General features: G+C 52.5%; 20 protein-coding genes. 12 read left to right on the forward strand and 8 right to left on the reverse strand.

The window, feature by feature from the left end:
* Positions 1 to 19 precede the first annotated feature (19 nt).
* Both ACOQPU_RS09895 and ACOQPU_RS09900 read right to left on the reverse strand, forming a co-directional pair.
* Positions 20 to 748: a GNAT family N-acetyltransferase gene (locus ACOQPU_RS09895; protein WP_420644949.1), complete on the reverse strand. Its 729-nt coding sequence runs from the start codon at positions 746 to 748 to the stop codon at positions 20 to 22.
* Between the two features lie 106 nt (positions 749 to 854).
* Positions 855 to 1,955, reverse strand: a complete 1,101-nt coding sequence (locus ACOQPU_RS09900) for a 6-phosphofructokinase (protein ID WP_420644950.1) — start codon at positions 1,953 to 1,955, stop codon at positions 855 to 857.
* 225 nt (positions 1,956 to 2,180) lie between these two features.
* Between ACOQPU_RS09900 and ACOQPU_RS09905 the strand changes: the two genes are divergently transcribed.
* The 6 genes from ACOQPU_RS09905 to ACOQPU_RS09930 all read left to right on the forward strand — a co-directional run bounded on the left by ACOQPU_RS09905 (position 2,181) and on the right by ACOQPU_RS09930 (position 7,971).
* On the forward strand, positions 2,181 to 2,879 hold the full coding sequence (locus tag ACOQPU_RS09905) for a class I SAM-dependent methyltransferase (RefSeq protein WP_420644951.1): 699 nt from the start codon (positions 2,181 to 2,183) through the stop codon (positions 2,877 to 2,879).
* 23 nt (positions 2,880 to 2,902) lie between these two features.
* A complete protein-coding gene (lspA, locus tag ACOQPU_RS09910; RefSeq protein WP_420644952.1) occupies positions 2,903 to 3,550 on the forward strand; it encodes a signal peptidase II in 648 nt (215 codons plus the stop codon).
* A complete protein-coding gene (locus tag ACOQPU_RS09915) occupies positions 3,543 to 4,466 on the forward strand; it encodes an RluA family pseudouridine synthase (protein ID WP_420644953.1) in 924 nt (307 codons plus the stop codon). Before lspA ends, ACOQPU_RS09915 begins: the two co-directional genes overlap by 8 nt.
* 159 nt (positions 4,467 to 4,625) lie before the next feature.
* The gene (locus ACOQPU_RS09920) at positions 4,626 to 5,927 is read left to right on the forward strand and encodes an IS701 family transposase (RefSeq protein ID WP_420640693.1); all 1,302 of its coding nucleotides are present in this window, start codon (positions 4,626 to 4,628) and stop codon (positions 5,925 to 5,927) included.
* A 79-nt stretch (positions 5,928 to 6,006) separates the two neighbouring features.
* A complete protein-coding gene (locus tag ACOQPU_RS09925; RefSeq protein ID WP_420644954.1) occupies positions 6,007 to 7,176 on the forward strand; it encodes a MalY/PatB family protein in 1,170 nt (389 codons plus the stop codon).
* A gap of 3 nt (positions 7,177 to 7,179) precedes the next feature.
* A complete protein-coding gene (locus ACOQPU_RS09930; protein ID WP_420644955.1) occupies positions 7,180 to 7,971 on the forward strand; it encodes a class I SAM-dependent methyltransferase in 792 nt (263 codons plus the stop codon).
* 93 nt (positions 7,972 to 8,064) lie between these two features.
* On the opposite strand, the gene ACOQPU_RS09935 is transcribed toward ACOQPU_RS09930, so the two are convergent.
* On the reverse strand, positions 8,065 to 11,370 hold the full coding sequence (locus tag ACOQPU_RS09935) for an ATP-binding protein (protein WP_420644956.1): 3,306 nt from the start codon (positions 11,368 to 11,370) through the stop codon (positions 8,065 to 8,067).
* A gap of 248 nt (positions 11,371 to 11,618) precedes the next feature.
* Between ACOQPU_RS09935 and ACOQPU_RS09940 the strand changes: the two genes are divergently transcribed.
* The 6 genes from ACOQPU_RS09940 to ACOQPU_RS09965 all read left to right on the forward strand — a co-directional run bounded on the left by ACOQPU_RS09940 (position 11,619) and on the right by ACOQPU_RS09965 (position 16,152).
* A complete protein-coding gene (locus ACOQPU_RS09940) occupies positions 11,619 to 12,224 on the forward strand; it encodes a hypothetical protein (protein WP_420644957.1) in 606 nt (201 codons plus the stop codon).
* Between the two features lie 102 nt (positions 12,225 to 12,326).
* Complete coding sequence (locus ACOQPU_RS09945; protein WP_420644958.1) at positions 12,327 to 13,415, forward strand: M42 family peptidase; 1,089 nt, start codon at positions 12,327 to 12,329, stop codon at positions 13,413 to 13,415.
* Positions 13,416 to 13,497: 82 nt separating this feature from the next.
* Positions 13,498 to 14,535, forward strand: a complete 1,038-nt coding sequence (locus ACOQPU_RS09950) for a M42 family metallopeptidase (protein ID WP_420644959.1) — start codon at positions 13,498 to 13,500, stop codon at positions 14,533 to 14,535.
* Positions 14,536 to 14,620: 85 nt separating this feature from the next.
* Entirely contained in the window at positions 14,621 to 15,613 is a 993-nt protein-coding gene (locus ACOQPU_RS09955) for a M42 family metallopeptidase (protein WP_420645822.1), read from the forward strand.
* A gap of 67 nt (positions 15,614 to 15,680) precedes the next feature.
* On the forward strand, positions 15,681 to 15,881 hold the full coding sequence (locus ACOQPU_RS09960) for a hypothetical protein (protein WP_420644960.1): 201 nt from the start codon (positions 15,681 to 15,683) through the stop codon (positions 15,879 to 15,881).
* Between the two features lie 4 nt (positions 15,882 to 15,885).
* On the forward strand, positions 15,886 to 16,152 hold the full coding sequence (locus ACOQPU_RS09965) for a type II toxin-antitoxin system RelE family toxin (RefSeq protein ID WP_420644961.1): 267 nt from the start codon (positions 15,886 to 15,888) through the stop codon (positions 16,150 to 16,152).
* 70 nt (positions 16,153 to 16,222) lie between these two features.
* On the opposite strand, the gene ACOQPU_RS09970 is transcribed toward ACOQPU_RS09965, so the two are convergent.
* From ACOQPU_RS09970 to ACOQPU_RS09990, 5 genes are all read right to left on the reverse strand, one after another.
* Complete coding sequence (locus ACOQPU_RS09970; protein WP_420644962.1) at positions 16,223 to 16,594, reverse strand: hypothetical protein; 372 nt, start codon at positions 16,592 to 16,594, stop codon at positions 16,223 to 16,225.
* Positions 16,595 to 16,600: 6 nt separating this feature from the next.
* Entirely contained in the window at positions 16,601 to 17,095 is a 495-nt protein-coding gene (locus tag ACOQPU_RS09975) for a DUF456 family protein (RefSeq protein WP_420644963.1), read from the reverse strand.
* A 65-nt stretch (positions 17,096 to 17,160) separates the two neighbouring features.
* Positions 17,161 to 18,387, reverse strand: coding sequence for a hypothetical protein (locus tag ACOQPU_RS09980; protein ID WP_420644964.1), 1,227 nt, complete (start codon positions 18,385 to 18,387; stop codon positions 17,161 to 17,163).
* A gap of 773 nt (positions 18,388 to 19,160) precedes the next feature.
* Positions 19,161 to 20,651: a hypothetical protein gene (locus tag ACOQPU_RS09985; protein WP_420644965.1), complete on the reverse strand. Its 1,491-nt coding sequence runs from the start codon at positions 20,649 to 20,651 to the stop codon at positions 19,161 to 19,163.
* Between the two features lie 89 nt (positions 20,652 to 20,740).
* Positions 20,741 to 22,798, reverse strand: a complete 2,058-nt coding sequence (locus ACOQPU_RS09990) for an O-antigen ligase family protein (protein ID WP_420644966.1) — start codon at positions 22,796 to 22,798, stop codon at positions 20,741 to 20,743.
* Positions 22,799 to 22,880: the final 82 nt, after the last annotated feature.

Consider the following 22,880-nt stretch of genomic DNA (forward strand, 5'->3'; position numbering starts at 1 on the left):
CAGGGGAAACGGCCGTCATTTATGGCCGGGGATTTAGCACCGCTTGGAGCATAATTTCCCGCGCACCGCTGTCAGCAAAGCCAACGCTTTCAGCTAGCTGGATGGAAGCTGCATTGTTCTGGGCAACGACGTAGAGGGGGGTACGGCCGTTTTCCAGCAAATAGTTGGCCATCGAAGAAACCACACTACGCCCCCAGCCACGCCGTCGGTAGCCCAGTTTGGTGGTCACGCCAATTTCGGCAAAGTTTGGCGACTGCCAGTTGAGTGTGGCTGACGCGCCAATCACGTCATTGTCCCGGTCACGGATGAAGAAGCGGGGCAGGCCGTTGGGCGCGGTATCCTGCGTCACTAGCACATTGATGATCGGCTCGAAGGGAGACGGCCGTAACCGATACAAACTGAGCTCTTCCTCAGATTGAACGTTAAACAAAGCATGCAGCAGCGGCGCATAGCGGGAAGGCGCATTCAAAATCACCGCCATGCCCACATCAATCGCTTCATAAATCACATCGGTACTGGTTTGCATGTTGTGGATGGGCAGGCGCATCGTAACAAACGGCCGAAATAAATCCATTCCGGTGCGAGAGAGAGCCACGTACCCTTCGGCACGAATGGCGGCGTAGGGATACGGCCGTAAAATAGTGCGCTTATCCGAATGATGAAATGCAAAATAGCTTGCCATCCCATCTGCCGGATTCGTTTCATCCAGCAGATGAAAAATGGCGCGTCTTTGTTGTGTTAAAGCCATATAAAATTCACAAATAAGATCAGAGCTTTCAGACTTGGCAACGGGTCATTTTTTGCAGCGAATTGGCGCGAATTTACGCTAATTTTTCGTGTTAATTCGTTGCTAATTAATCCCCAAAGCTAATGCCCAAATCGCGACCTGTCAGCATCGTATCGCAATCGAGCGGCACTTGTTTCATGCGGCCAGCCACGTCTGCCAGCGGCACATAATTCACAGTTGGTGGATCAAGGGCTACCATCACGCCAGATTGCCCTTCTACCAACGAGCGTACGGCCGCAGCCCCAAAGCGCAGCGAGAGCAAGCGGTCGTAAGCGGTGGGCTTGCCGCCGCGCAGCAAATGACCCAGCACCACCACGCGGGTTTCTTTACCCGTGAGCGCCTCCAGCGCAGCCCCCACCTTATGGCCAACGCCGCCCAGCCGCTCTGCTTGCCCTACCGACTTGCCAATGATGGTCACATCGCCACCAACAGGTTTTGCGCCCTCGGCCACAACCACAATGGAAAAATCGCGCCCCCTGGCCGATCTTTTCTGGATTTTCTCAGCAACTTTGTTGATGTCGTAGGGAATTTCTGGCAGCAAAATGGCGTCGGCAGTGCCGGCCACGCCTGCGTTTAGGCCAATCCAACCGGCGTAGCGGCCCATTACTTCCACTACCATAATACGCTGGTGCGAAGCGGCCGTTGTGTGCAAGCGGTCTATACATTCGGTGGCAAAGTAAACGGCCGTATTAAAACCAAAGGTTGCCACCGTCTTATCCAAATCATTGTCAATGGTTTTGGGCACGCCAACCACGCGCAACCCCTTGGCTGCCAACGCGCCCGCAATGGCCAAGGAACCATCCCCACCAATCGCGATTAGCGCATCCAGATTATTCTCAGCAAAGGCGTTTAGCAGCTCATCCGAGCGATCAATCTCATAATATTGGTCATCCTCGCCCAAAACCGGGTAAGCCAAAGGGTTGCCCCGGTTGGTGGTGCCCAAAATGGTGCCGCCCAGATGGGTAATGCCGCGCACGACATCGGGCGTGAGGGGCATCAAGCCACCTTCTGGGTATTTTTCGGGCGAAAGCAGCCCATTGTACCCATCCCGAATGCCCACACATTCCCAGCCGCGCTGCGTGGCGGCCAAAACAATCGCCCGAATCACGGCGTTTAAACCAGGCGCATCGCCGCCGCCTGTGTTAATTGCAATTCGCTTGAATTCCATACAAGTTCCTTCTTGGTTACGGTAAAGACAAAGTTAAGTATACAATCGGTCTCCGCTTCTGACATCCATCAGTGGGAGACACGAGTGTACGAATAACTTGTCAGAGAGCCTTACGCAAAGTCGCAAAGGTAAAAAGTACGCCCTGTGACTTTGCGCCTTACCATGAGGTTTTTATGTCAATTTTATGACAACTTGTTCGTGAACTCCGGAAGCGCAAAAGTAACTATGATGCGTAAAGTATGGATTAAACTGGTGCGGTTTGGCTTCCGCCTACTGTATTATGAATTGGCTTGGACGTATGATTTGGTTAGCTGGCTGGTGTCGCTCGGCGAATGGCAGCGGTGGCAAGCGGCAGCCTTGCCTTTTGTGCAGGGGCCATCTATTTTAGAAATTGGGCATGGGCCGGGGCATTTGCTGGTAACGTTACAAGAAAACGGACACGCAGTCTTTGGCGTTGATTTGTCGCCGCAGATGGGGCGGCAAGCCCAACGTCGCTTACGAAAGCACCAGCTCCCCGCCAACCTGGTGCGGGCAAAAGCGCAGCGGCTGCCGTTCAAGCCAGACTATTTTCATACGGTTCTCTCAACCTTTCCTACTGATTACATTGTTGATTCTGAAACGTTAACGGCCGTACATGAACTGCTGGTGGAAAACGGCCGTCTCATCGTCGTTCCTGAAGGGCATCTAACCGGGCGTGGGCTGCTGCACCGCTTGATTGATTGGCTGTTTCGCATTACGGGCCAGCGGGACGGCGCGTTTGAGGTAGACGAAGCGCAAAATTGGCCACATCCTACATTGTGGGAGCCGTTTCGCCAGCGGTTTGAGGCGGCAGGTTTTCAGGTTCACATTGAGCACGTGCAGCTAAAGCGGAGCGTAGCCACCATTTTTGTAGCCACAAAAGCGTCACCCAACTCGCAAACTTGATCGGGGATTGGTAAAATGCAGATATGAATGATTCTGAATTAATGCCAGAAGATGAACGGGAAACGGCCGTTTCCGCCCCTGAGCAATCCGAAAAACAACGATCCGCTACTGTCAGTGAGCGGCTCATTTTGTTCATTGTTGCCATCATTATTCTTGGCCTCGACCAATACACCAAATTTCTTGTTGAGAGCAATCTAGCCCTGTTTGAAGTGTATGCGCCCATCCCAAGCCTGGAGGCTGTCTTTCGCATCTTCCATATCCCGAATACAGGCGCAACCTTTGGCCTTTTCCCCGGCGGTGGTGACATCTTCCGCTACCTGGCTATCTTCGTAAGCCTGGGGATTATTTATTACAACTTTATTCTGCCCGGCAAACAGCGGCTGCTGCGGCTGGCACTCGGTATGCAAATGGGCGGCGCACTGGGCAACATGATCGACCGCTTCCGCATTGGCCACGTCACCGATTTTATTGACATTGGCCCGTGGTACATTTTCAATCTGGCAGATTTGGCGGTCGTGTCTGGTGCAGTGATTTTGGGCATTATGGTGTGGCAAGAATCGCGCGAGCTAAAGGCTCAGCAACAGGCAGCCAAAGAAGTTGACGTGCAGGAAACGGCCGTCGTTACCAATCCACCATCTGCCCAACCCCAACCCGACCCTACTCATGAATAGCAGCACCCAAACGCTGCAACTGGACGCGCCGGGCCAGCGGCTTGATAAAGTGTTGACGGCGCAGTTACCAGACCTGTCGCGCACCCAAATTCAGCGATTGTTGAAAGAGGGACAGATATTGGTAAACGGCCGTCCCGCCAAAGCCAACCTCAAGTTGGAAGGAGGCGAAGAAGTTACCGTTACGCTGCCAGAGCCGGAAGCAACCGAACTCATCCCCGAAAATATGCCGCTAGACATTCGGTATGAAGATGACGACATGCTGGTCGTCAACAAACCAGCGGGCATGGTGGTACATCCAGCCGTGGGGCACGCCAGCGGCACCTTGGTCAACGCGGTGCTGTTCCACTGCCCAGACCTGCCGGGCATTGGTGGCGAAATTCGCCCCGGCATCGTGCATCGGTTAGATAAAGAGACTTCGGGATTGATCGCTATTGCCAAAAACGAATCTGCGCTGCGCCATTTGCAAACACAGTTCAAGGAACGCACGGTAGGCAAGCAATATTTAGCGTTGGTCGATGGTCAGGTGCAACCACCATCGGCCCTGATTGATGCACCAATTGGCCGTGACCCACAGCAGCGCAAAAAGATGGCGGTGATTCCGTACGGCCGTTCTAGCCGCAGCCGCCCCGCCCAAACCCAGTACGATACCGTCACCGCCTACGACGACCACACGCTGCTGCAATGTGAGCTACACACAGGGCGCACCCATCAAATTCGGGTGCATTTGGCCTACATTGGCTACCCAATTGTGGGTGACAAGGTATACGGCCGTCGCAAGCCAAGCATTCGGCTCAAGCGACATTTTCTTCATGCGGCGGTGTTGCGGATGAAACGGCCGTCTGACAGCGAAGAACTCACCTTCCACGCCGAACTCCCCCCTGAATTAGACGCCGTACTGCAAAAATTAGCTGAGTAGTTTGACAATGTTAAATTAGGCTCGTGAGAGCCAATATCAGTAAAATTTGAAAATGGAAAAGAAAAAACTTCACGGTTAGCCCAGTGGGGGCTAAATGAAGCAGCTATCGATAAATTGGGTGAGCGGCTTGACCAGTATCATGAACGTTATCGTTATTGGATGAAAACCAAGACACGCGATACCAGTGAATATGGCTATCATTACCTGAGTGGCTTGTTACGAATGGAGAGCAACCGGCATATCAGCGGGATTGCCCGTGTAGCGGGAATCCCCGAACAAAATCTGCAACAATTCATCGCCGATTCACCTTGGGCCGGGAACGATTTGATCGCCGTCCTGCAACAAGATATCAGCAGTTTGCCCCACTACCAGCAAGGCAGTGTCCTCATTGCTGATGAAAGTGCAGAGGAGAAGGCCGGTGATGGCAGCGCCGGCAGCAGTCGGCAGCACAATGGTCGCCTGGGAAAAGTTGACATGAGTCAGGTGGGTGTGTTTTTGGCCTTGGCCAAAGATGGCTACCGCACCTGGATTGATGGCGAACTGTACTTGCCAGAAAAATGGTTCACCCCGGCCTATGCGCGGCGACGCAACAAGCTAGCCATCCCCGCTGACCGGGAATTTCAGACCAAGATCGAACTGGTACTGGTCATGGTCAAGCGGGTCCTGGCCAATGGCGTCGCCTTTGACGCCTTTGACTGCGACAGCTTGTATGGCCGCAGCCACTGGTTGCGGGCTGAATTAGACCAGCTGTCCATCCAATACTTTGCCGATATTCCCTGCAACTTGTCGCTTTATCTGGAGAAACCTCAGGTCATCCGGGAACCAAAGCGCAAGCATGTCCAAATTACTGTGTTAGGCAGTCAGACCACACCTGAACAACTGGCATCGGCGTTCTCATTCACCGCCATCACCCTTCGTCCACATGAACGGGGCCATCTCACTGCCCAATTTGCCCGGCAACGGGTGTGGACCGTCAGTGAAGAGGGAAGTTGCCGCCAGGAATGGCTGCTGATCCGCCGCGCCAACGGTAAAGTTACTTATTCACTGAGCAATGCCCCGGCTGATATTCCTCTGGAGACAATGGCCCGGCACAAGTCGCATCGCTACTTCATCGAACGGGCCCATCAGGACGCCAAATCGGAGTTGGGGTGGGATGAATTTCAGGCCCAGAAGTACCCTGCCTGGGTTCACCATCTCGCCTTGACCATCATGGCCAGTGCCTTCATCACCGAAACCTTGCTCGAGTGGACGGAGGCATATCCTCGTGACCCGGCTTTGTTGGCTGCCTACGAAACGGATACTTTGCCCAATTTATCGATTGTTAACGTTCGTACCTTGCTACGAGCCGCGTTGCCGTTGCCGCAGTTGTCGTCACGCCAGGCGGCTGAATTGGTTGTCAAACACTTGGATAATCGTACTCGCTCACGAAAGTCACGGCTTAGAAAGGCTCGTGGCCCGTGAATCTAACATTGTCAAAGTAGGCAAGTTTTTAATCTTTCCAATCTGCGAAATCTTTGATAACAACTCTGTCAGGTGCCTTATGAATTTTGACGAGCCAATTGACCGCAATCAGTTCCCCACGATGAAGTGGAGCCGCGCCTTTTTAGAAGAGCATTTTGGCAATCCCGCTGCCATTCCCATGTCGGTAGCGGATATGGATTTTCAGTCGCCGCCTGCGGTGATCGAGCAGTTACAAAAGCGGGCGGCGCATGGTGTGTATGGCTACGAGTTCCGGCCAGACAGCCTCTTTTCTGCATTGGAAGCCTGGTACCAATTGCGGCATGGCTGGGCAATTCAGCGCAACCATCTGGAGCAATGCCCTTCTATCACCAGCGCCATTGCCATATTGCTTGACCAACATTCAAACGAAGGAGACGGCGTGATATTGCAATCCCCCGTCTTCTTTGAGTTTCGCATGGTCATTAAAAGCAGCGGTCGTCGCCTGGTGAAAAATCCGCTGAAGTTGGTAAACGGCCGTTACCAGATGGACTTTGAAGATTTGGCACAAAAAGCGGCCGTTACCCAAAATAAAATCCTCATTTTGTGCAACCCGCACAACCCCGTTGGCCGCGTCTGGACCAAAGACGAACTAACGAAGATCGCCGCCATTTGCGCTAAAAATGATGTATTTGTCATCTCTGATGAGATTCACGGCGACTTCGCCTTCCCGCCCCACAAATACACGCCATACCTCACCGTTTCCGAAACGGCCGCACAAAACGGAGCCGCCTGCATTTCTCCTGCCAAAACGTTCAACATTTCTGGCATGGTAGATGCCTTTGCCGTCATCCCCAACGACGCCTACCGTCAACGGTTTCTAAACTTTGCCCATCGCTACCAAATCAACAAAACCAATGTTTTTTCCACTGCCGCCGTCACTGCTTCTTTTCAGGAGGGTGCCGCCTGGCTAGACGCCCTGCTTGACTACCTGCAAGGCAACGTGGCCTTCATCCGCGAATTTTTGCAAATCAACCAGATGAAGGTATCCCTCATCGAACCAGAAGGTACATTTCTGGTTTGGCTTGATTTTAGAGACCTGGGATTAGATGTGAAGGTGTTAGAAAAGAAATTGTCGCAGGAAGCAGGCGTGGCGCTGAGCCCTGGTTACTGGTACGGTCGTGAAGGAGCTGGTTTTGCCCGCATGACCATCGGCTGCCCGCGTCAAACTATCCAGCAAGCAATGGTCAATATTTACAATACCTTGGAATAGCGAATGGAACCAATAGACGATATTGCTCAAGCAAACCAGACTTTGTGGGAAAATGAAGTCGCCAAAAAAGGTGGTTACACACAGCCCTGGCTAGATTTGGATCGGGAGCTGCTAAATGATTGGCTGAACGGCCGTCTCCACTCCATTCCCTACCCGCTTTACGAACTGTACCCAGCCAGCTTCATGCAAAACGCGGCGGGCAAAAAGGTGCTTTGCCTGGCAGCGGGAGGTGGACAGCAATCGGCCGTTTTTGGCCTCCTCGGTGCACACATCACCGTCGCCGATTTAACACAGGGGCAACTAGACGGAGACGAAACGGCCGCTGCCCACTACGGCTACCCCATCACCACCATCCAGGCCGACATGCGCGACCTTTCCACCCTGCCCCGCCACGCCTACGACCTCGTCTTTCAGGCAGATTCGCTGGCGTATGTACCTGATGTGGGAGAAGTGTATGCGCAAGTTAGCCAGGTGCTGCGCACTGGCGGACTTTATCGCGTCAAGCACAGCCAACCCGCCGTCCACCGGATCGCCTGGAACGGTACCGCCTATGAAATCGCCGCCCCCTACGCCGAAACAATCCAACATCGCAGCGACGGTGCCATCGAGTTCCGCCATCACATGGATAACATCGTCAACGGCTTGCTAGATAACGGCTTCTCTATCCAACGCGTACACGAATCCCCGTATGCCCAACAAACCCACATTCTTAACCAAGCCACCCCAGGTAGTTGGGATCACGAAATGCGCTACGTTGCTGGTGGTTTCGTCATCATCGCGCAGAAGAGCATTTGAGGATGCGGACTCTACCAATTTTTTACATGAGGAAACAAAAAGTGGCGGCCTAAGCCACCACCTCAAAACCGATTACTAAAAACTGCTTACTGACTAGCTGCTCAATCCATTCTGGCTAGACGGCCGATACCCATTTTGGCTAATTGGCACAGAGAGCGAGAACGTACAGCCTTCCCCCTGCTGGCTGTTGCACCAGGCACGACCACCGTGCCGCTCGGCAATAGAGCGCACAATGGCCAATCCTAATCCAGAGCCTTTCACCTTTTCAGTACCGCGCTGCTTTACGCGGTAAAATTTCTCAAAAAGGCGCATCTGGTCTTGCTTGGGGATACCGGGGCCACTATCCTGTACGCTTAGCACCAGTTCACCATTCTTTTGTTCAGCACGAAGCCACATCGGGCCACTGTTGGGGGCATATTTAATGCCATTGCCCAACAAATTGGTGATTGCCTGACGCAGCAGCGAACCATCGCCGGTAATCGGCGGAATATCATCTGGCACGTCCACATGCAGCTTGATGCCAGCCAGATGCGCATGTTGCCAATATTCCTGAGCAATATCTTCTAGCAGCGACTTCACCTCAATGCGCTCTTTGGCTAAATCTACGCCCGCTTCAATGCGGCCCAGGTCGAGCAAGTCGTCTACTAGCTGGGACATTTGGTCAATGCCCGTCAGAATTTTGTCCAAATATTCATGCTGCTTGGGGGAAAGCTCATCCACCATCGGCACCATCGTGGCATAGCCGCGCATGTAGGTGAGTGGGCTGCGTAAATCGTGGGACACGGTGGCCACGAAGTCGGACTTCATCTCGTCGATCTCTTTAAGATGGGTGATGTCTCGCAGCACGGCCACGCGGCCAAATACTTGCCCCTCGTTGCTGATGATGGTGGAAGCACTGGCATAATACGTTTTGCCATCGGCCATTGGCACCTCTAAATTGCGCGTATGTTCATCTGCGCCAGTGAGTGCCTTCACCAATGGAATTGGCTCAATCACTTTGGCAACGGGACGGCCTGTCACTTTGCTGGCACTGAGGTTGAAGATACGCTCGGCGGCGCGGTTAATGAGCAAAATGCGTTCGGTTTGGTCGGTGACAATGACGGCATCTGTGGTGCTGGCCAGCACGGCGGCCAGTCGGCGACGCCCCCCTTCGGCCGTAGCAAAGAGGCGGGCGTTTTCTACGAGTACGGCCGTTTGCGTGGCCAGAGTCACCAATAAATTACGCTCAGAAATATCGTAGCTGTGGGCCTGCCGATAGCCCAGCCAGAGGATGCCCTGAAAGCGATCGTGAGAGTAAAGCGGAATAGCAACCAGCGCAGGCACAGGTGGTTCAGTGTCTTTATCTAATTCCAGGGCAGCACGAATCTGGTTGGGGGTCGCCAGCATGAGTTCTTGCATATGGCGCAGGCGGGTCATGATGGCCCTATCGAGCAATTTCATCCCTTCCGCCGCTGGCCCTTCACCAAAAGATAGGGGCGTGCCGCCGCTGGGATTGAGCACCACCGCACGCGCCCCTGCGGCACCTGTACCCCGCAGTGCACCTCGCAAAATGGCCGGAATGCCCTGATTAAGGTCGATGCTGGTAGAAACATCGTGACTGGTGCCCAGCAAAAGCGACAGATCGTTGAGCTGCTTGCGCGTGGCCCGCTGCATCTGGATGAAAGCCTGGTTTAGCTCACCAATTTCATCCTCACGCTGTTCCAGTTCAGTAGCCGCCCAGCTACCTCCGGCAGCCATCGTTTTGCTGGCGGACACAATTTTATTGATCGGCTGGGTGATGTCTCGCCCCAGGAGGGTGATGTTGGTGTAAAAGAGGGCTGTGCCTAAAACAAGTACCAGCAGCAGTGGCCAGCCCATCTGCAAGGCTTGGCCCAGCACAATTTCGTAGGGAACGGCCGTAACCACCGTCCAAGCGGGGTCTGCCACCGTTTGTGTATACACAAGGGCGCGGGTTTCGCCACCTTGCAACCAGCCGCGATACGCTTGCCCGTTATCCACACCGACAAAGCGTAATCGTCGAAGTTCATCATCCTCGTCGGGCCAGTCGGCACGTCGATACATATTTTCAGGGTGGGCGATAATTTGCGCCTGTTCATTTACCAAAAAGCCCGTGCCTTCACCCATTGTGCCGCGCAGACCGGCCAGCAAATCATCCAAACTAAAGTCGGCCAGCCGCCCGATAAGCACTGCACCCGTGTCACCGTCTGGCGTGGTGACGGGCACGACCAAGCTGAGTACCTGCTCTGGCGTGGGCATGTTGGCCGAAAAGACATTTTTGGGGTTCGGGGCAAACGCTTGAGCAACGGCCGTTCGTTCGTCATCGGATAGCTCTATTGAGGCCTCGTCATTGGGGAAAACGGCCGTAATTTCACGACTGGCATCTACCAGCAGCAACTGTTGGTATTGGGCGTTGCGGTTGTACAGTTCGGCGAGTGCTTCTTGGGCAACGGCCGTATTGCTGCTTAGCAACGCTGCCGAATCCGCCTCAAATAAAGCGCGCTCAGTATCCCATTGATTGACAAATTCAGGAATCTCTGTGGCAACCACCGTGGCATTGTGGGCCATCTGCCGCACCACCAACCGGGTGGAGACAGAAACTGCCAAATTGTAAACAACGGTAATGGAGAGCAGGATCAGTAAGGCGGCAAAGGCAAAATAGTTTAGCTGAAGCCGCTTTTGCAGGCTGCGCCTGGCTGGTGAGGGGACGATGGGATTGTACGGCCGTAAATCTGGCAGGTTGCGTAGCACATAGGTAACCACGCCACCCGCGACGGCACCTTCTAGCAAGCGTGGCCAAAAGTTGCCATTGGCCACCACCAACGCCTGATCCAAGGCCGCAAGCCCAGTGGATGCGACGGACACATACGTACCAATGCCGCTCAAAACAGTAAGCACCAATCCGCCCAATAATCCTGCCACCCACGGCTGCCGCAGCCAGTAGAACACCCGCCCAGAGTAATGTTGTTGCAGCAAGTAAGCCAAGGCAACGGCCGTAAATGCCCACCAGAACGGCGCGAATAACTGATGTGTTTGCCCCAACATCACCCCAAGCCCGGTGGCAGCACCAACAAGTAATGCTCCGGCTGGTCCCAGCACCACACCGGCCAACAGCGGCGAAATAGCTCCCAGCAACATGGCTGCACTCGCTGGTAAATTGGCGACGGGTGGCGATAAAAATTCAAATCGTAGGGGAAGCAGTTGGCTGGCTACAAAACCTGCCACAGAAAGGGCAATGAGCCAAATCCGTTGTTGGGGGGAGAATTTGCGAAGGTTAGAACGAAAATGGAATATCAGGTAGACAAAAAGGGCGAGGCAAACAAACAAAAGTAGGTAACCCACCGCACGGTTCGGCAGGTTAAGCGACACTTCCCTACTTACACCCCACAGAGTTACTGGCATACGGTTGTTCTCTTTACGCAGAGGGCTTTGCCCTCTTATTTAGCTAACGGAACACTCCTCGTTGCTGATGCTACACTCATATTTACTTTACAATAACAATATATCTTGCTGATTATAACATGCGCCTATGGGCATCGCAATCCAGAGTGGAACCAGATTTTTAGTCGATAGTCATATGTTTATGCCAAAAAAACCATGAACCCATTCCTGGTTTGTCATTTGCTTCGTTGTCATCTATCATCTCGCCAATGAATTCGCGTCGTCGTACATACCTCATTTTGATTGGCGTTATTGTGTTAACCATTCCGTGCTACATTGCGGGTGCCATCCTATTGGTCATTGCACCGGATGCCCCAGTTTCTGAGCTACCACCCACGTTGCCAGTAGTTGTTTCGCCTACCCCCAGCACTACGGCCGTTGCCACCGAAGCAGCCCCGCCAGAAGCGTTAACGGCCGTGCCAACCAGCACCGATTCGCCACCCACGGCAACGCTGCCGCCTACGCCCGGTCAGTTCCAAACACCTATCATCTTACCGACCGCTACCAATACACCCACGGCTACTGCAACTGGTACCAGCACAGCAACCGCAACCAGCACCGTCACGGGCACCGCCACAGCAACGAGTACGGCCGTCATGACCAGTACCGCTACGCCTACAGCCTCTGCTACCCAGACGCCACCAACTGCTACCAATACCAGCAGCCCAACGGCGTCGGCAACCAGTGGCGCAACACCCACGAACACTGCCACAACGGCCCCTACGGCCTCTGCCACCAGTGGCGCAACGGATACGCCACTGCCAACGCCGACCAACACAGCAACATTGGTACCATCTGCAACACCTGAACCGTAACGGCATTTTCAATCGGAGACTTTTGAAGTTTTTGATTTCAATCGCAAAATTCCAAAAGGGGAAACTTCAAAAGTCTGACGCTTACAATAAAAAAGAGAGCTTATGGATACATTCAAACTCATACAAACCTTAACCGAAACGCCTGGCCCCTCCGGCAACGAAAAAGCGATTGCCAATGTGGTGCGGGAATGGTGGGAACCATATGCCACCCGCTTTGTCAGCGACCACGTGGGTAACTTGATGGCAATTAAAGAAGGCAGTGGTGACGCACCACGACGCACTATTCTACTAGCTGCTCACATGGACGAGATTGCCCTGATGGTACACCAAATTGTGGAACACAATGGCAACGGCTTTTTGCGCGTCACCAACGTCGGTGGCGTAGATGTCCGCCAATTGTATGGGCAGCTTGTAGTGGTACACGGGCAAAACAAAAATTTCTCCGGCGTCATTGGCAGTTTACCAGGGGCAATGCTGCCCCCAGACAGGAGAAACAAACCGTTTGGTTATGAAGAACTGGTGGTAGACGTTGGGCTACCTTTGGCTGACGTTGAAGCTGAAATTTCTGTTGGCGATTTTGTGAGCTTTCGCCAGCCGCTGCGCAAGTTACTAAACGGCCGTATCGTTGGCAAAGCACTCGATAATCGCGCCTCTGTTGCCGCCGTCACCATTTGCCTGGACTATTTGAGCCAACGGCACCATAGCTGGGACGTGATAGCCGTGGCCACCGTGCAAGAAGAAACACGCCTGCTGGGCGCGTTCACCAGTGCCCATTCGCAAGAGCCAGATGCCGCCATTGCTATAGATGTAACCTTTGGCAAAGGGCCAGGTGCCAACGACGCCGGCACGTTTGAGCTAGGCAGCGGCCCCTCGCTAGATTTGGGACCCAATGTACACACCGGCATGTACAAAGCCCTCAAGAAAACGGCCGAATCGCTAGAACTATCCGTCAGCACTGGCACCCACGGCCGCGCCAGCGGCACCGACGCCTTTGGCGTACAGGTCGCCCGCAGCGGCATCCCCACCGGTCTCATCTCCATTCCGCTACGCTATATGCACACAATGGTGGAATCTGTCGCCCTTAAAGATGTAGAGCGATGCGGCCGTTTGATGGGTGAGTTTATTGCCCAACTTGGCGACGACTTTTTGGATGGCTTGGCCGCAGGCATGATGGACGAAAATGGAGATTAGAGATTAGAGGCTGGAGATTAAAAACGATTCAATCGCAAATCTCTAATCTCCGGTCTCGAATCTCCAAATTGCGGAGCAATTAATGAACGAACTACTTAAAAATCTAACAGAAGCCGTCGGCGTGTCTGGTGAGGAAAAGGAAGTGCGGTTGCTCATTCGTGACCTCATCGCCGACCACGTAGATGAATGGCACGTAGACACGATGGGCAACCTAATTGCGCTCAAAAGAGGCACTGGGGAGATTGATTTGCGCGTGATGGTGGATGCCCATATGGATGAGGTTGGTCTTATCATCACCGATTACGACAGCAATGGTACGCTAAAATTCAGCGGCGTGGGCGGCTTTGATGATCGCGCCCTATTGGGCAAGGTGGTGCAGGTTGGCCCCAAAAAGCTCACAGGGGTCATTGGTGCCCGCCCGGTTCATCTGCTAAACGCCAGCCAGCGCAACAGCGTGGTGAAGATGAGCGACATGCGCATCGACATTGGTGCCAAAGACAAGGATGCGGCCAAAAGCAAGGTCAGCATTGGTGAACGCGCGGCCTTCGTCACCGAATACGAGGAACTAGGGCCAACCGCCATCGGCAAATCGTTTGATAATCGAGCCGGCTGCGCGGCCTTGATTGAGCTATTGCGGGAACGGCCGTATCCCTTTGACCTCATCGCCACCTTCACCGTGCAGGAAGAGGTAGGGCTACGCGGGGCACGCACGGCCGCTTACGACGTAAAGCCGGATGTCGGCCTGATTTTGGAATGCACCCCCGCTTACGATCTGCCCAATAAAAATGATGTGAGTCCCAACGTGGCTTTGGGCCAAGGGCCATCTATTTACGTAATGGACAGCGGCACGGTGCAAGACCCCCGCCTGGTTAGCCTCATTAGCCAAACGGCCGCAGACAACAACATCCCCTTCCAGATTCGTCGTCCAGGCGGTGGTGGCACAAATACGGCCGTCATTCAGCGCGTGCGTGGGGCCGTTCCCGCCGCCACCATTGCCACCCCAGGCCGCTATGCCCACACACCCACCATGATGATCAACCTGGATGATTATGCGAATGTGGTCAAGCTGGCCAAAGCGACGTTGTTGAATTTAACAGAAGATATTGTGAAGCGAAACTAATCAATTTTGGATTTACGATTAACGATTTACGATTCAGTTGACGACAATCGTAAATCTAAAATCGTAGATCGTTAATCGAGGAATGATGAACGATTTAATTAAAAAACTGGTAGAAGCGTACGGCCCGTCGGGCTTTGAAGACCAAATGCGCGAGATTATTCGTCCGGAAATTGAGAAATATGCCGACGACATTTCGGTAGATGCGATGGGTAACCTAATCGCTCATAAAAAAGGAACTGGAGACGGTCTTAAAGTGATGGTTGCCGCCCATATGGATGAAATTGGCCTGATGGTTTCGCACATCACCGACGATGGCTTTTGCCGCTTCACCAATATCGGCGGCATTTACCCGCATACGTTGTTGGGCAGCCGCGTGCAGTTTGCAGACGGCCGTATCGGTATCATTGCCAGCGACCGCATCAAGGACCGCGGCAAGGTGCATGGCCTGGAAAAACATTACATCGACGTGGGTGCCAGCAGCAAGGAAGATTGTCCGGTAAAAGTGGGAGATGCTGTAGGATTTGTACGTGAGTTTTTGGCCCAGGGCAAACTGCTCAGTGCCAAAAGCATGGATGACCGCATTGGCTGCGTCGTCGCCATTGAAGCGATGAAGCGGCTCAAAGAGACACCCCACGATGTCTACTTTGTGTTTAGCGTGCAGGAAGAAGTAGGCACGCGCGGTGCCCAGGCTGCCGCCAACATGCTCGACCCTGACGTGGGCATTGCATTGGACGTGACCCTGGCTGGCGACACACCAGAACCAACTCCCATTGCCATAGATTTAGGCAAAGGCACCGCCATCAAGGTAAAAGACAGCGGCATGATTGCCCACACCGGCCTGGTGCGCGTCATGAAACAACGCGCCGAAGAAGCCAAGATTCCATACCAGCTAGAGGTGCTCACGGGCGGTTCCACCGACGCTCGCTCCATCCAAATTGCCAACGGCGGCGCGGCCGCAGGCTGCATCTCCATCCCCTGCCGCTACGTCCACACCCAAAGCGAAACCGTCCACGCAGATGACGTAGAAAACTCCGTCAAGCTCCTCGTTGAAATTCTAGCCAAGCCAATCGAACTGTAAGAAAAAGTGTGATCAGGCTATGCTATACTATCTGAGAAACTACAGTTTGTATAAGGAATGGTGAGCAATGGAATTAACAATTGATGAACTTCATGCTAAAAAGCTGCTTAAAGAAGTTCTTCTTGAACTTATGAACGAACGACAGGAGCTTTTCTTTGAAATTGTTGCTGAAGCTATTGAAGAGACTGGTTTAGCTGAAGCAATTAGAGAAGGTCGTAAAAACCAGTTTGTTGGAGAAGATGAGATTCTCTCCATCTTAGAAGGTTGAAAGAGTGGATGTCCTATTTGAAGCCAGCTTTGCCAAAGATTTGAAGCGAGTCAAAGATAAGCAGTTACTGAAACGTGTGCAAAATATCCTGGAGCACGTAAAGGTTGCTAATAGCCTAAGCGACATCTCAAACTTGAAAAAATTGCAGGGGTACGATTCTTATTTTCGTCTTCGTCTTGGTGATTATCGGATAGGCATAGAAGTTGAAGGTCAAACTGTTGTTTTTGTTAGGATATTACACCGCAAGGACATTTACCAAAAGTTTCCGTAAAAAGAAAATCTACCGTATTTTCCAGCATGGGTTAAAAAGCTGGTAATCTCAGCAGAGATTACCAGCTTTTTTATTGAATGGTGCCGGGGAAGAGACGCACCCAAATCCAGGCGATGGTCATGGTGGGAATAGCCTGGGTGAGAGGAATCAGGGTTTCTACAACCGAAACACCTCGCAATGCTTTTAGACCCAATCTATCCAGCAGAATCCAGGCGATGGGGGCTGCCAAAAAGTCCAGCGCAAAATCAAGCAGATCGATCATCAGCACCACCAGGAATGGTGTGAGCAACAATGTTTCGCCAAAGGTGGCGTCGGGGGGAATCTCAATGCGCTTTACCTGCCGCCAGACAATTGCCAACAACAGTAATGCTAAGATAAGCGACACACCCATCAGGGTGAGTAGCGTAATGCCAAAGTTACGTAAAAATTCTGCTAAATCCATTGCTTTCTAAAAAATTACCTGCCACAAAAAGATTACAAAGATAAATATGCCACCGATAAACTGAATGATGGTGGCAATGCCCCATCCAGTTAAGCCGCCAAAGCCAGCTTTTTTCGCAATTTCCCAGTCGCCGTGCTGCCAATATTCGCCCAGCAGCAACCCGGCAATGTACCCGGCAATGGTGCCAACAATGGGAAATAGAAATGAGCCAGCAATGGCACCGAGAGTACCAACAAGCATGGACTTGATTGATGCGCCGCCTTTTTTGGCACCAAACAGGGTTAACCAGATATCTGACGTGCCAGTAAAGAGGGCAATGAGGCTAATGACGATGATGGAGGCAGCGGAAACGGCCGTAAATCCATCCACCAGCGCATACAGAAAGACAACTACCCACATCAGCAGCACACCGGGGATGATGGGAATCAAGGTGCCGACGAGGCTCAGTAAGAGTAAGAATATAACAAATCCAGTTGAAAATGCTTCAAACAATTGGGCCACAATGCCTCCGAAATGCAATGAATATCCGTGAACTGTACGCAGAGAATGTAGAATCGTCGCAGAAATTAGAGGGATCGGTACGCCAGCAGAAACCGCTCAAAGACGCCAGAAAGGTACGGCCGTAACTGCATAAATCCGTGCAGTGGCGTGTCGGCAAATTTGCTGAGGGCCATCCGGTTGACTTTTTGCCAGGTGAATTTATTCGGCATCTCTTCAAACCAGGTGGCAAAATGAGGGAACCAGTTGGTGAGGACGTACAGACAGCGTGCAGCTGGTATTGCCTGACGCATCGCTCTGGTATTCACGCGGGAGCCCAATCGCTGCGACAGAGCTAACATATAGGTGTCGATTATTGTCTCTTCGTTGACGGGCCACAACGGCCGTGTTGTGATCATCCCGGTTTCTTTATCTTCCAGCAGGCTAAACTGCTCAATAAAGCTAACCAGATCGCAAATACCTGGCCCAATGGCAGCAGATTGCCACGCTGCCAGACGCTGGTCTTCAAACACCGTAACGTGCCAATTGTAATTACTGGGATCGCCATGCAGCAGCGTGGCTGGAAGCTGGCGCAACGGTTCCAGCAATGGCACGGGGTCATCTAGCAAATCAGAAACGGCCGTCAGATGAGATTCTCCCAATATGCCCGGCCAACCACCCAAGTCGCGCATTACCACCAGACCATTTGCCGCCTGCAAAAAGTGAGGGGCCAACTGCCCTGACTGTGTGAGTGCGTGCTCAGACAATATAGCGGCAGGCCCTTCCTCGAAATAAACGGCTTGCTCGGTAGCCAATCGCTCCCAGCGGTACGCTTTACGATCCAGCAGAAGAGAAAAACCTGCATTTATCAGATCGTCAGCCTGATCGCTAAAAGCAGCGTGTTGGTACGCCATCTTCTCCACAATGTTATTCACATCATCTACAGACCAGCGGCTTGCGTGGATGTCATTGGGCAGGTCGTCCAATACAGCCCAGCCATCGCTGCCAGGTTCTGCCTGATGCAAGAAGAAACATTGTGGGGCCAATCTGGTGAGGCGCAGCGCATATTGGCTGTAAAACAGTGCCTCTGTCGGGTTGATATGCCGGCCAATCAGGGAAATCGGGTCCGAATGGCCAGCCAGTGAGAGTAGATAGCGCGTGGTGCGGCGACTGTTTTTGTTTCTGGGGCGAATTGGTTTGGCAGAAACGGCCGTTACGACCAGCTCTTTTGCCTCCATTTGCTCGCGGAGCAAGGCTGTCCAGGCGTTGGGATCGCGTTTTTGTAGTTGGGTTGCCAGCAGCTTAGATTGTCGCATCGTGGTCACATTGTAAAAGCTAAGCCGATGCCTGACAAGCGGTGGCAGCCCTCTGAAACCTGTTTCTATTGACCTATTTACAAAACAGTTCGCTAGTTTTGAGAGTCATTGTTTGGGGAGCAACGCTTTAAGTTGTCAAGGAAGAGAAGAATGGGAGTGCGTCGCTATCAGTTGAGCAATCTCATCATTTTTCGTACGCCCAGCCCAAGAGGGGCGATTCTGTGGTCGCTAATTAACGCGCAGAAAATCTTGCGTAGCTGTGGCCAGTGTCCTGACCGCGCCACCAGCGGACACAGTCTGAGACCGGCCCGAACAAAATACGCAAGACATATTTCGGCTTAATTAGGTCTGTTTTGCGAACGGCCGTCCGCCCAAAAGTTATTGAGCAGAACGGCCGTTATTCTGTGCATCATTCTCGTTATCCGCAGCCAACGCAAGAAACTCAGCCCTGCTGATAGCCACTTTCTTACCTGACTACTATAGGGAGATAAACCAGATGTTTAGAGCCGCCCGGAGGAGAAATAAGATTATAAGATGGCAACAGGAAACCAATCGATCCCTGGTAGCTTGAGCTGTTCACCTGCCCAGCAACGGGTTGGCCGATGGCAGACGAGACTGTGTAATTGGCAGAATCGGCTGTCCCACCGCTCGATATAACCGAGCGCGGCACACGATAATTTGTTGACGACTGTGCCACCACCATTCCCACAGAGAATAATACAAGTACGAGAGACAAGAGCAATAGCCTACGCTGTATCTTCATGGTTGGCCTCCTAATCAATGTCGATAAACATGGGAACTGTGCCACTTTCCTCATCAATTGGGCCAGCCATCCTGCCCACTATAATCCCAGCATTTTCGCTAAGAGATAGTGTCATCTCCCCATTTACTGCGGGTGCAAGAGAAACTTTGTCACCAATCTCTCCGTTTGTCACAAGAGCCAGGCTAGTCACATTCACGGTTGGTGCCAACCCCTCTGTGATAATGGTGAGGTAACTGTTGGGAGTGATTGCCCCGCTTGTTGAGGAAAAACCGATTGTTTGCGAGCCGTCGTCATGGATAATGGCCTCGGTCGAATACGCCTCTACTGCCACACCAATAACTGCGCTCTGATTTGTTACATCAGCTTTGGCAACGGCCAACATCATCATATCTCCATTGGGAGACGGTGCTACACCAACCATAGCCACTAAATCCCCTGCTGCGATCGTGGTCTCGCCCAAATTAACCGCCAGCGAGGTGCTGTTTGCCACACTATTAACAACAGCACCATTTACAAAGATTCCCCCAGTGCCACCAAAATAGGCATCGTAATGGCCGCTAAAGCTTTGCACATACATGCCACGGTAGTTGCTGCCATAAATCTGTGCGCCATAACCCGCTTCACCGGCTGAGTCAGTTCCCAAGGCGTAAAGACCTTTGCCCCCGACAAAATAGCCGCCCTGGTTATAAAAGGTGAAGCTGTTTGAGGTGTCGCCACGGCCGTATACCCCCACGCCCTGATTACTTTGCCCATAAACGCCGGGGGCATAAATATTGGGATGCGCCCGATTGCCGTTGCTGTAGCCATAAACGCCAACACCATTCGTGCTGTAGAAATAGCCAGCATAGCCTTGGTTGGCATTGCTGCCGCCATCAAAGCCATAAACTGCATAGCCATCTCGGGTTTGGCCATAAATGGCACGGCCGTTATCGGCCAAACCATAAATTGCATTCCCTGTGGTCGATTGCCCGGTAATAGCCCCGCGATTAAACGCAAACGCATCATTGTTCATATGTACTTCGAGCATGTAATTATTTGGCAGGGCATTAGCAGTGCCTTTCACAACAGCTCCCGGACGTAAGGTATGTGCCATCGGCACTGGTGCTATCTCCTGACGTGGCGTTAACGTTTCGCCATCAACAATTTGAGATACCCAAAGCTCTTCGCCATTGAAAATATCTGTGTCGATTGAAAGATATGTGTCAAACAAACCATCATTCACGGTCACATTCATATCGCCGCTGTCCCATAAAGTAGAACCGGCAACAGCATCATTGAAAATGACAAAGCGCATGGTAATTGTGCCATTCAACGGCACGCCATTTTCATCGGTCAGGTAGCCCTGGTAAGTGATGCCATCGCCTACTGTTGCCGCTGGTGCCAGCGGGGCTTCAGGCGACTTGGCACCAACCAAAGTCGGCCAATAGGCACCTAGACCGCCCAGCAACAATAGTCCGATAGCAACGACGAAAATTTGAGGGAATAAGCGTTGAGGTTTCATGTTATCTCCTTGTAGAAATGTTCTACAGTCCATTACGAAAAGCGAACATAACAATACAGGTCACCCATTAACGATAAACGCGGGCTAACCTATTTTTCCTGCATTTGCAGCTGCAAGGCCAAAGCAGGCGCATAGGCAGCGTCAAGCGCAAGGCTGTGCTGTAACGCCTCACGCGCCGCTGCAAAATCACCTTGTTGGGCATAAACGGTGGCCAGGCCCAGGTGAAAATCGGCCAAATTTGGCTGCCATTTCACGGCTTGCTCAAAGGCGGTTTGCGCCGCGGCAAGATCGCCACTTTGTGAATGTGCCCAGCCCAGAATGCCATAGGCCATGCCATCCGTTGCATCCAGATCAACTGCCTGCTGGGCTTGCTGCGGTGCAGTTGCTTCATCACCGATTCGCAGTGCCAGATCGGCAAATTGCTGATGTGTCAGGCCAATTGTTGGGGCAAGAGCAATCGCCTGTTCATAAGCCCCATAGGCCAGATCGGTTTTTTCTGGCGCAACTGTTGCTTCCTGGGCATAAATGGCAGCAAGTTGGGTGTACAAAACAGGATCGGTCGGGCGTAGGGCGATTGCTTCAGCCATCGCCGCTTCAGCTTGCACAAAATTACCAACTTGCGCGGCAGTCAAGGCCGCCGCCACATGATAAGGAGCGCGGTGCGGTTGATGGTGAACGGCCGTTTCATAAGCTATCAATGCGGCCGAAGGATTTCCCTGAGACAAGGCCTGTGTGCCTCGCCAACTATAACTATCGGCCAGCAACGGGCGCAGATTGCTTTGCCAAACCGCCCAACTAAAAAGTAAGCACCCTAGCACAACAGCAACCTGTCTGGCACGGTGCGGCAGCGCAAAGGGAACTGTTTGCAAGTCAGGCGACAAGGAGGTTGCCGTGATAATGCCTAGCAACAGCCAAAAGAGAACGGCCGTTGCCGCCACCTCAAACAAAAACAGATTACCAACAAGCTGAGCGCAAGCGGCTGCCATACAAGCCGCCACCCAGCGATTGGGCAAAACTTCAAGCTGTTGAGAAATTCCATCTTTTGGCTCTGCCAATTGTCGCCAACCCAGCCGCAAAACAAGAAAAATGAGGATGATAAAAAAGAGCGTGGCCACAATGCCATAGTTGAGTAACCAGTCGAGCAGCCAGTTGTGCGCCCGGTCAACAACCACGCCACGCCCCTGATAATAAACAAGCTGCGGTGGATAAACTGACGGGAAGTGTAGTTCCAGCGTGTCTGCCCCATAGCCAAGCCATAAACGTGGCCAGAGTAGTCGGAGCGAAGCCTGCCAAATAGTCCAGCGGGCAGCAATGGAGCCGCCATTGGCAATGCCGCGCTGCAAAATAAGCAGTAAGGTCGTGCCAAGCGTGGCGATGCCAGCCAATGCGCTTAGCCATCGAGCCTTTGCAGGCCAACGGGGGGCCACTTGAAACCACCAAAGCAGGCCAATTCCCACAATGGCAGCAATCCAGGCTGCCCGTGCTTGAGTGAAAGCAATGACAATAAGTTCAAGCAGGATCAGTGATCCATAGCCAAATTGCTGCAACTTGTTTGTGGTCGATTGAGCAGCCGCAAACGTCAGCGGCAGCAGCAAAGCCAGGTAGGCTCCGGTGAAGTTGGCACGGCCAAGTGTTGTTATGATGTCGCTGCGGGCATCGGTGATAACGGGGAGTGGCTGCCAACCAGCTGCTTGTGCCAGGCCGAAGAGAGTAATGGGAACGGCCGTTACAATAGCAACCTGTAACAATCGCCGACTACTGGTAGCATCTATATGCGTGGCCACGCATATAAAAAGCAAGAAGTAGCTTATTTGCGTCAAAACGCCATTAGCCCGGTCAAGCGTGCCAAAGATAGCGATAAAATGATTTGTACTGAAGGCAGTCGAAAGAGCAAGAATTAGTATCAGAATAACAATGAGGGTTTTTAAAGGGGTCGGAAGGGATTTTGGCCGGAGGTTGGTCATCCAGCCAGCGAACCACAGCAAAACTAATAGCCAAATCAACGTCCGCAGCAGCCAAATTTTTGAGGCTTCAAATTGCTGCTCCACCCATAAATTGACAAATAAGGGAGTCAGGAACGCCAGCAACAACCAGATTGTCTCTTGCCATTTACGCAATGGATGATCCACTATTTCGCGCTGCTGCATGTTTAACCTTTTTACCTTCAAAGCTAATTTATTGGCGGTAACATGGTTGTTCAATACCAGGAGGCGGGAGCAATGTAGCGTT

It is taken from the genome of Candidatus Leptofilum sp. (assembly GCF_965223285.1).
Lineage (GTDB): Bacteria > Chloroflexota > Anaerolineae > Promineifilales > Promineifilaceae > Leptofilum.

Excerpts from the sequence above, each read along its gene's own strand:
- ACOQPU_RS09950 (WP_420644959.1), top strand. The coding sequence starts at position 13,498 with ATGAACGAACTACTTAAAAATCTAACAGAAGCCGTCGGCGTGTCTGGT.
- ACOQPU_RS09920 (WP_420640693.1), top strand. The coding sequence starts at position 4,626 with ATGAAAACCAAGACACGCGATACCAGTGAATATGGCTATCATTACCTG.
- ACOQPU_RS09985 (WP_420644965.1), bottom strand. The coding sequence starts at position 20,651 with ATGAAACCTCAACGCTTATTCCCTCAAATTTTCGTCGTTGCTATCGGA.
- ACOQPU_RS09970 (WP_420644962.1), bottom strand. The coding sequence starts at position 16,594 with ATGGATTTAGCAGAATTTTTACGTAACTTTGGCATTACGCTACTCACC.
- ACOQPU_RS09980 (WP_420644964.1), bottom strand. The coding sequence starts at position 18,387 with ATGCGACAATCTAAGCTGCTGGCAACCCAACTACAAAAACGCGATCCC.
- ACOQPU_RS09930 (WP_420644955.1), top strand. The coding sequence starts at position 7,180 with ATGGAACCAATAGACGATATTGCTCAAGCAAACCAGACTTTGTGGGAA.
- ACOQPU_RS09940 (WP_420644957.1), top strand. The coding sequence starts at position 11,619 with ATGAATTCGCGTCGTCGTACATACCTCATTTTGATTGGCGTTATTGTG.
- ACOQPU_RS09905 (WP_420644951.1), top strand. The coding sequence starts at position 2,181 with ATGATGCGTAAAGTATGGATTAAACTGGTGCGGTTTGGCTTCCGCCTA.
- lspA (WP_420644952.1), top strand. The coding sequence starts at position 2,903 with ATGAATGATTCTGAATTAATGCCAGAAGATGAACGGGAAACGGCCGTT.
- ACOQPU_RS09895 (WP_420644949.1), bottom strand. The coding sequence starts at position 748 with ATGGCTTTAACACAACAAAGACGCGCCATTTTTCATCTGCTGGATGAA.
- ACOQPU_RS09960 (WP_420644960.1), top strand. The coding sequence starts at position 15,681 with ATGGAATTAACAATTGATGAACTTCATGCTAAAAAGCTGCTTAAAGAA.
- ACOQPU_RS09955 (WP_420645822.1), top strand. The coding sequence starts at position 14,621 with ATGAACGATTTAATTAAAAAACTGGTAGAAGCGTACGGCCCGTCGGGC.
- ACOQPU_RS09915 (WP_420644953.1), top strand. The coding sequence starts at position 3,543 with ATGAATAGCAGCACCCAAACGCTGCAACTGGACGCGCCGGGCCAGCGG.
- ACOQPU_RS09925 (WP_420644954.1), top strand. The coding sequence starts at position 6,007 with ATGAATTTTGACGAGCCAATTGACCGCAATCAGTTCCCCACGATGAAG.
- ACOQPU_RS09990 (WP_420644966.1), bottom strand. The coding sequence starts at position 22,798 with ATGCAGCAGCGCGAAATAGTGGATCATCCATTGCGTAAATGGCAAGAG.
- ACOQPU_RS09935 (WP_420644956.1), bottom strand. The coding sequence starts at position 11,370 with ATGCCAGTAACTCTGTGGGGTGTAAGTAGGGAAGTGTCGCTTAACCTG.
- ACOQPU_RS09945 (WP_420644958.1), top strand. The coding sequence starts at position 12,327 with ATGGATACATTCAAACTCATACAAACCTTAACCGAAACGCCTGGCCCC.
- ACOQPU_RS09900 (WP_420644950.1), bottom strand. The coding sequence starts at position 1,955 with ATGGAATTCAAGCGAATTGCAATTAACACAGGCGGCGGCGATGCGCCT.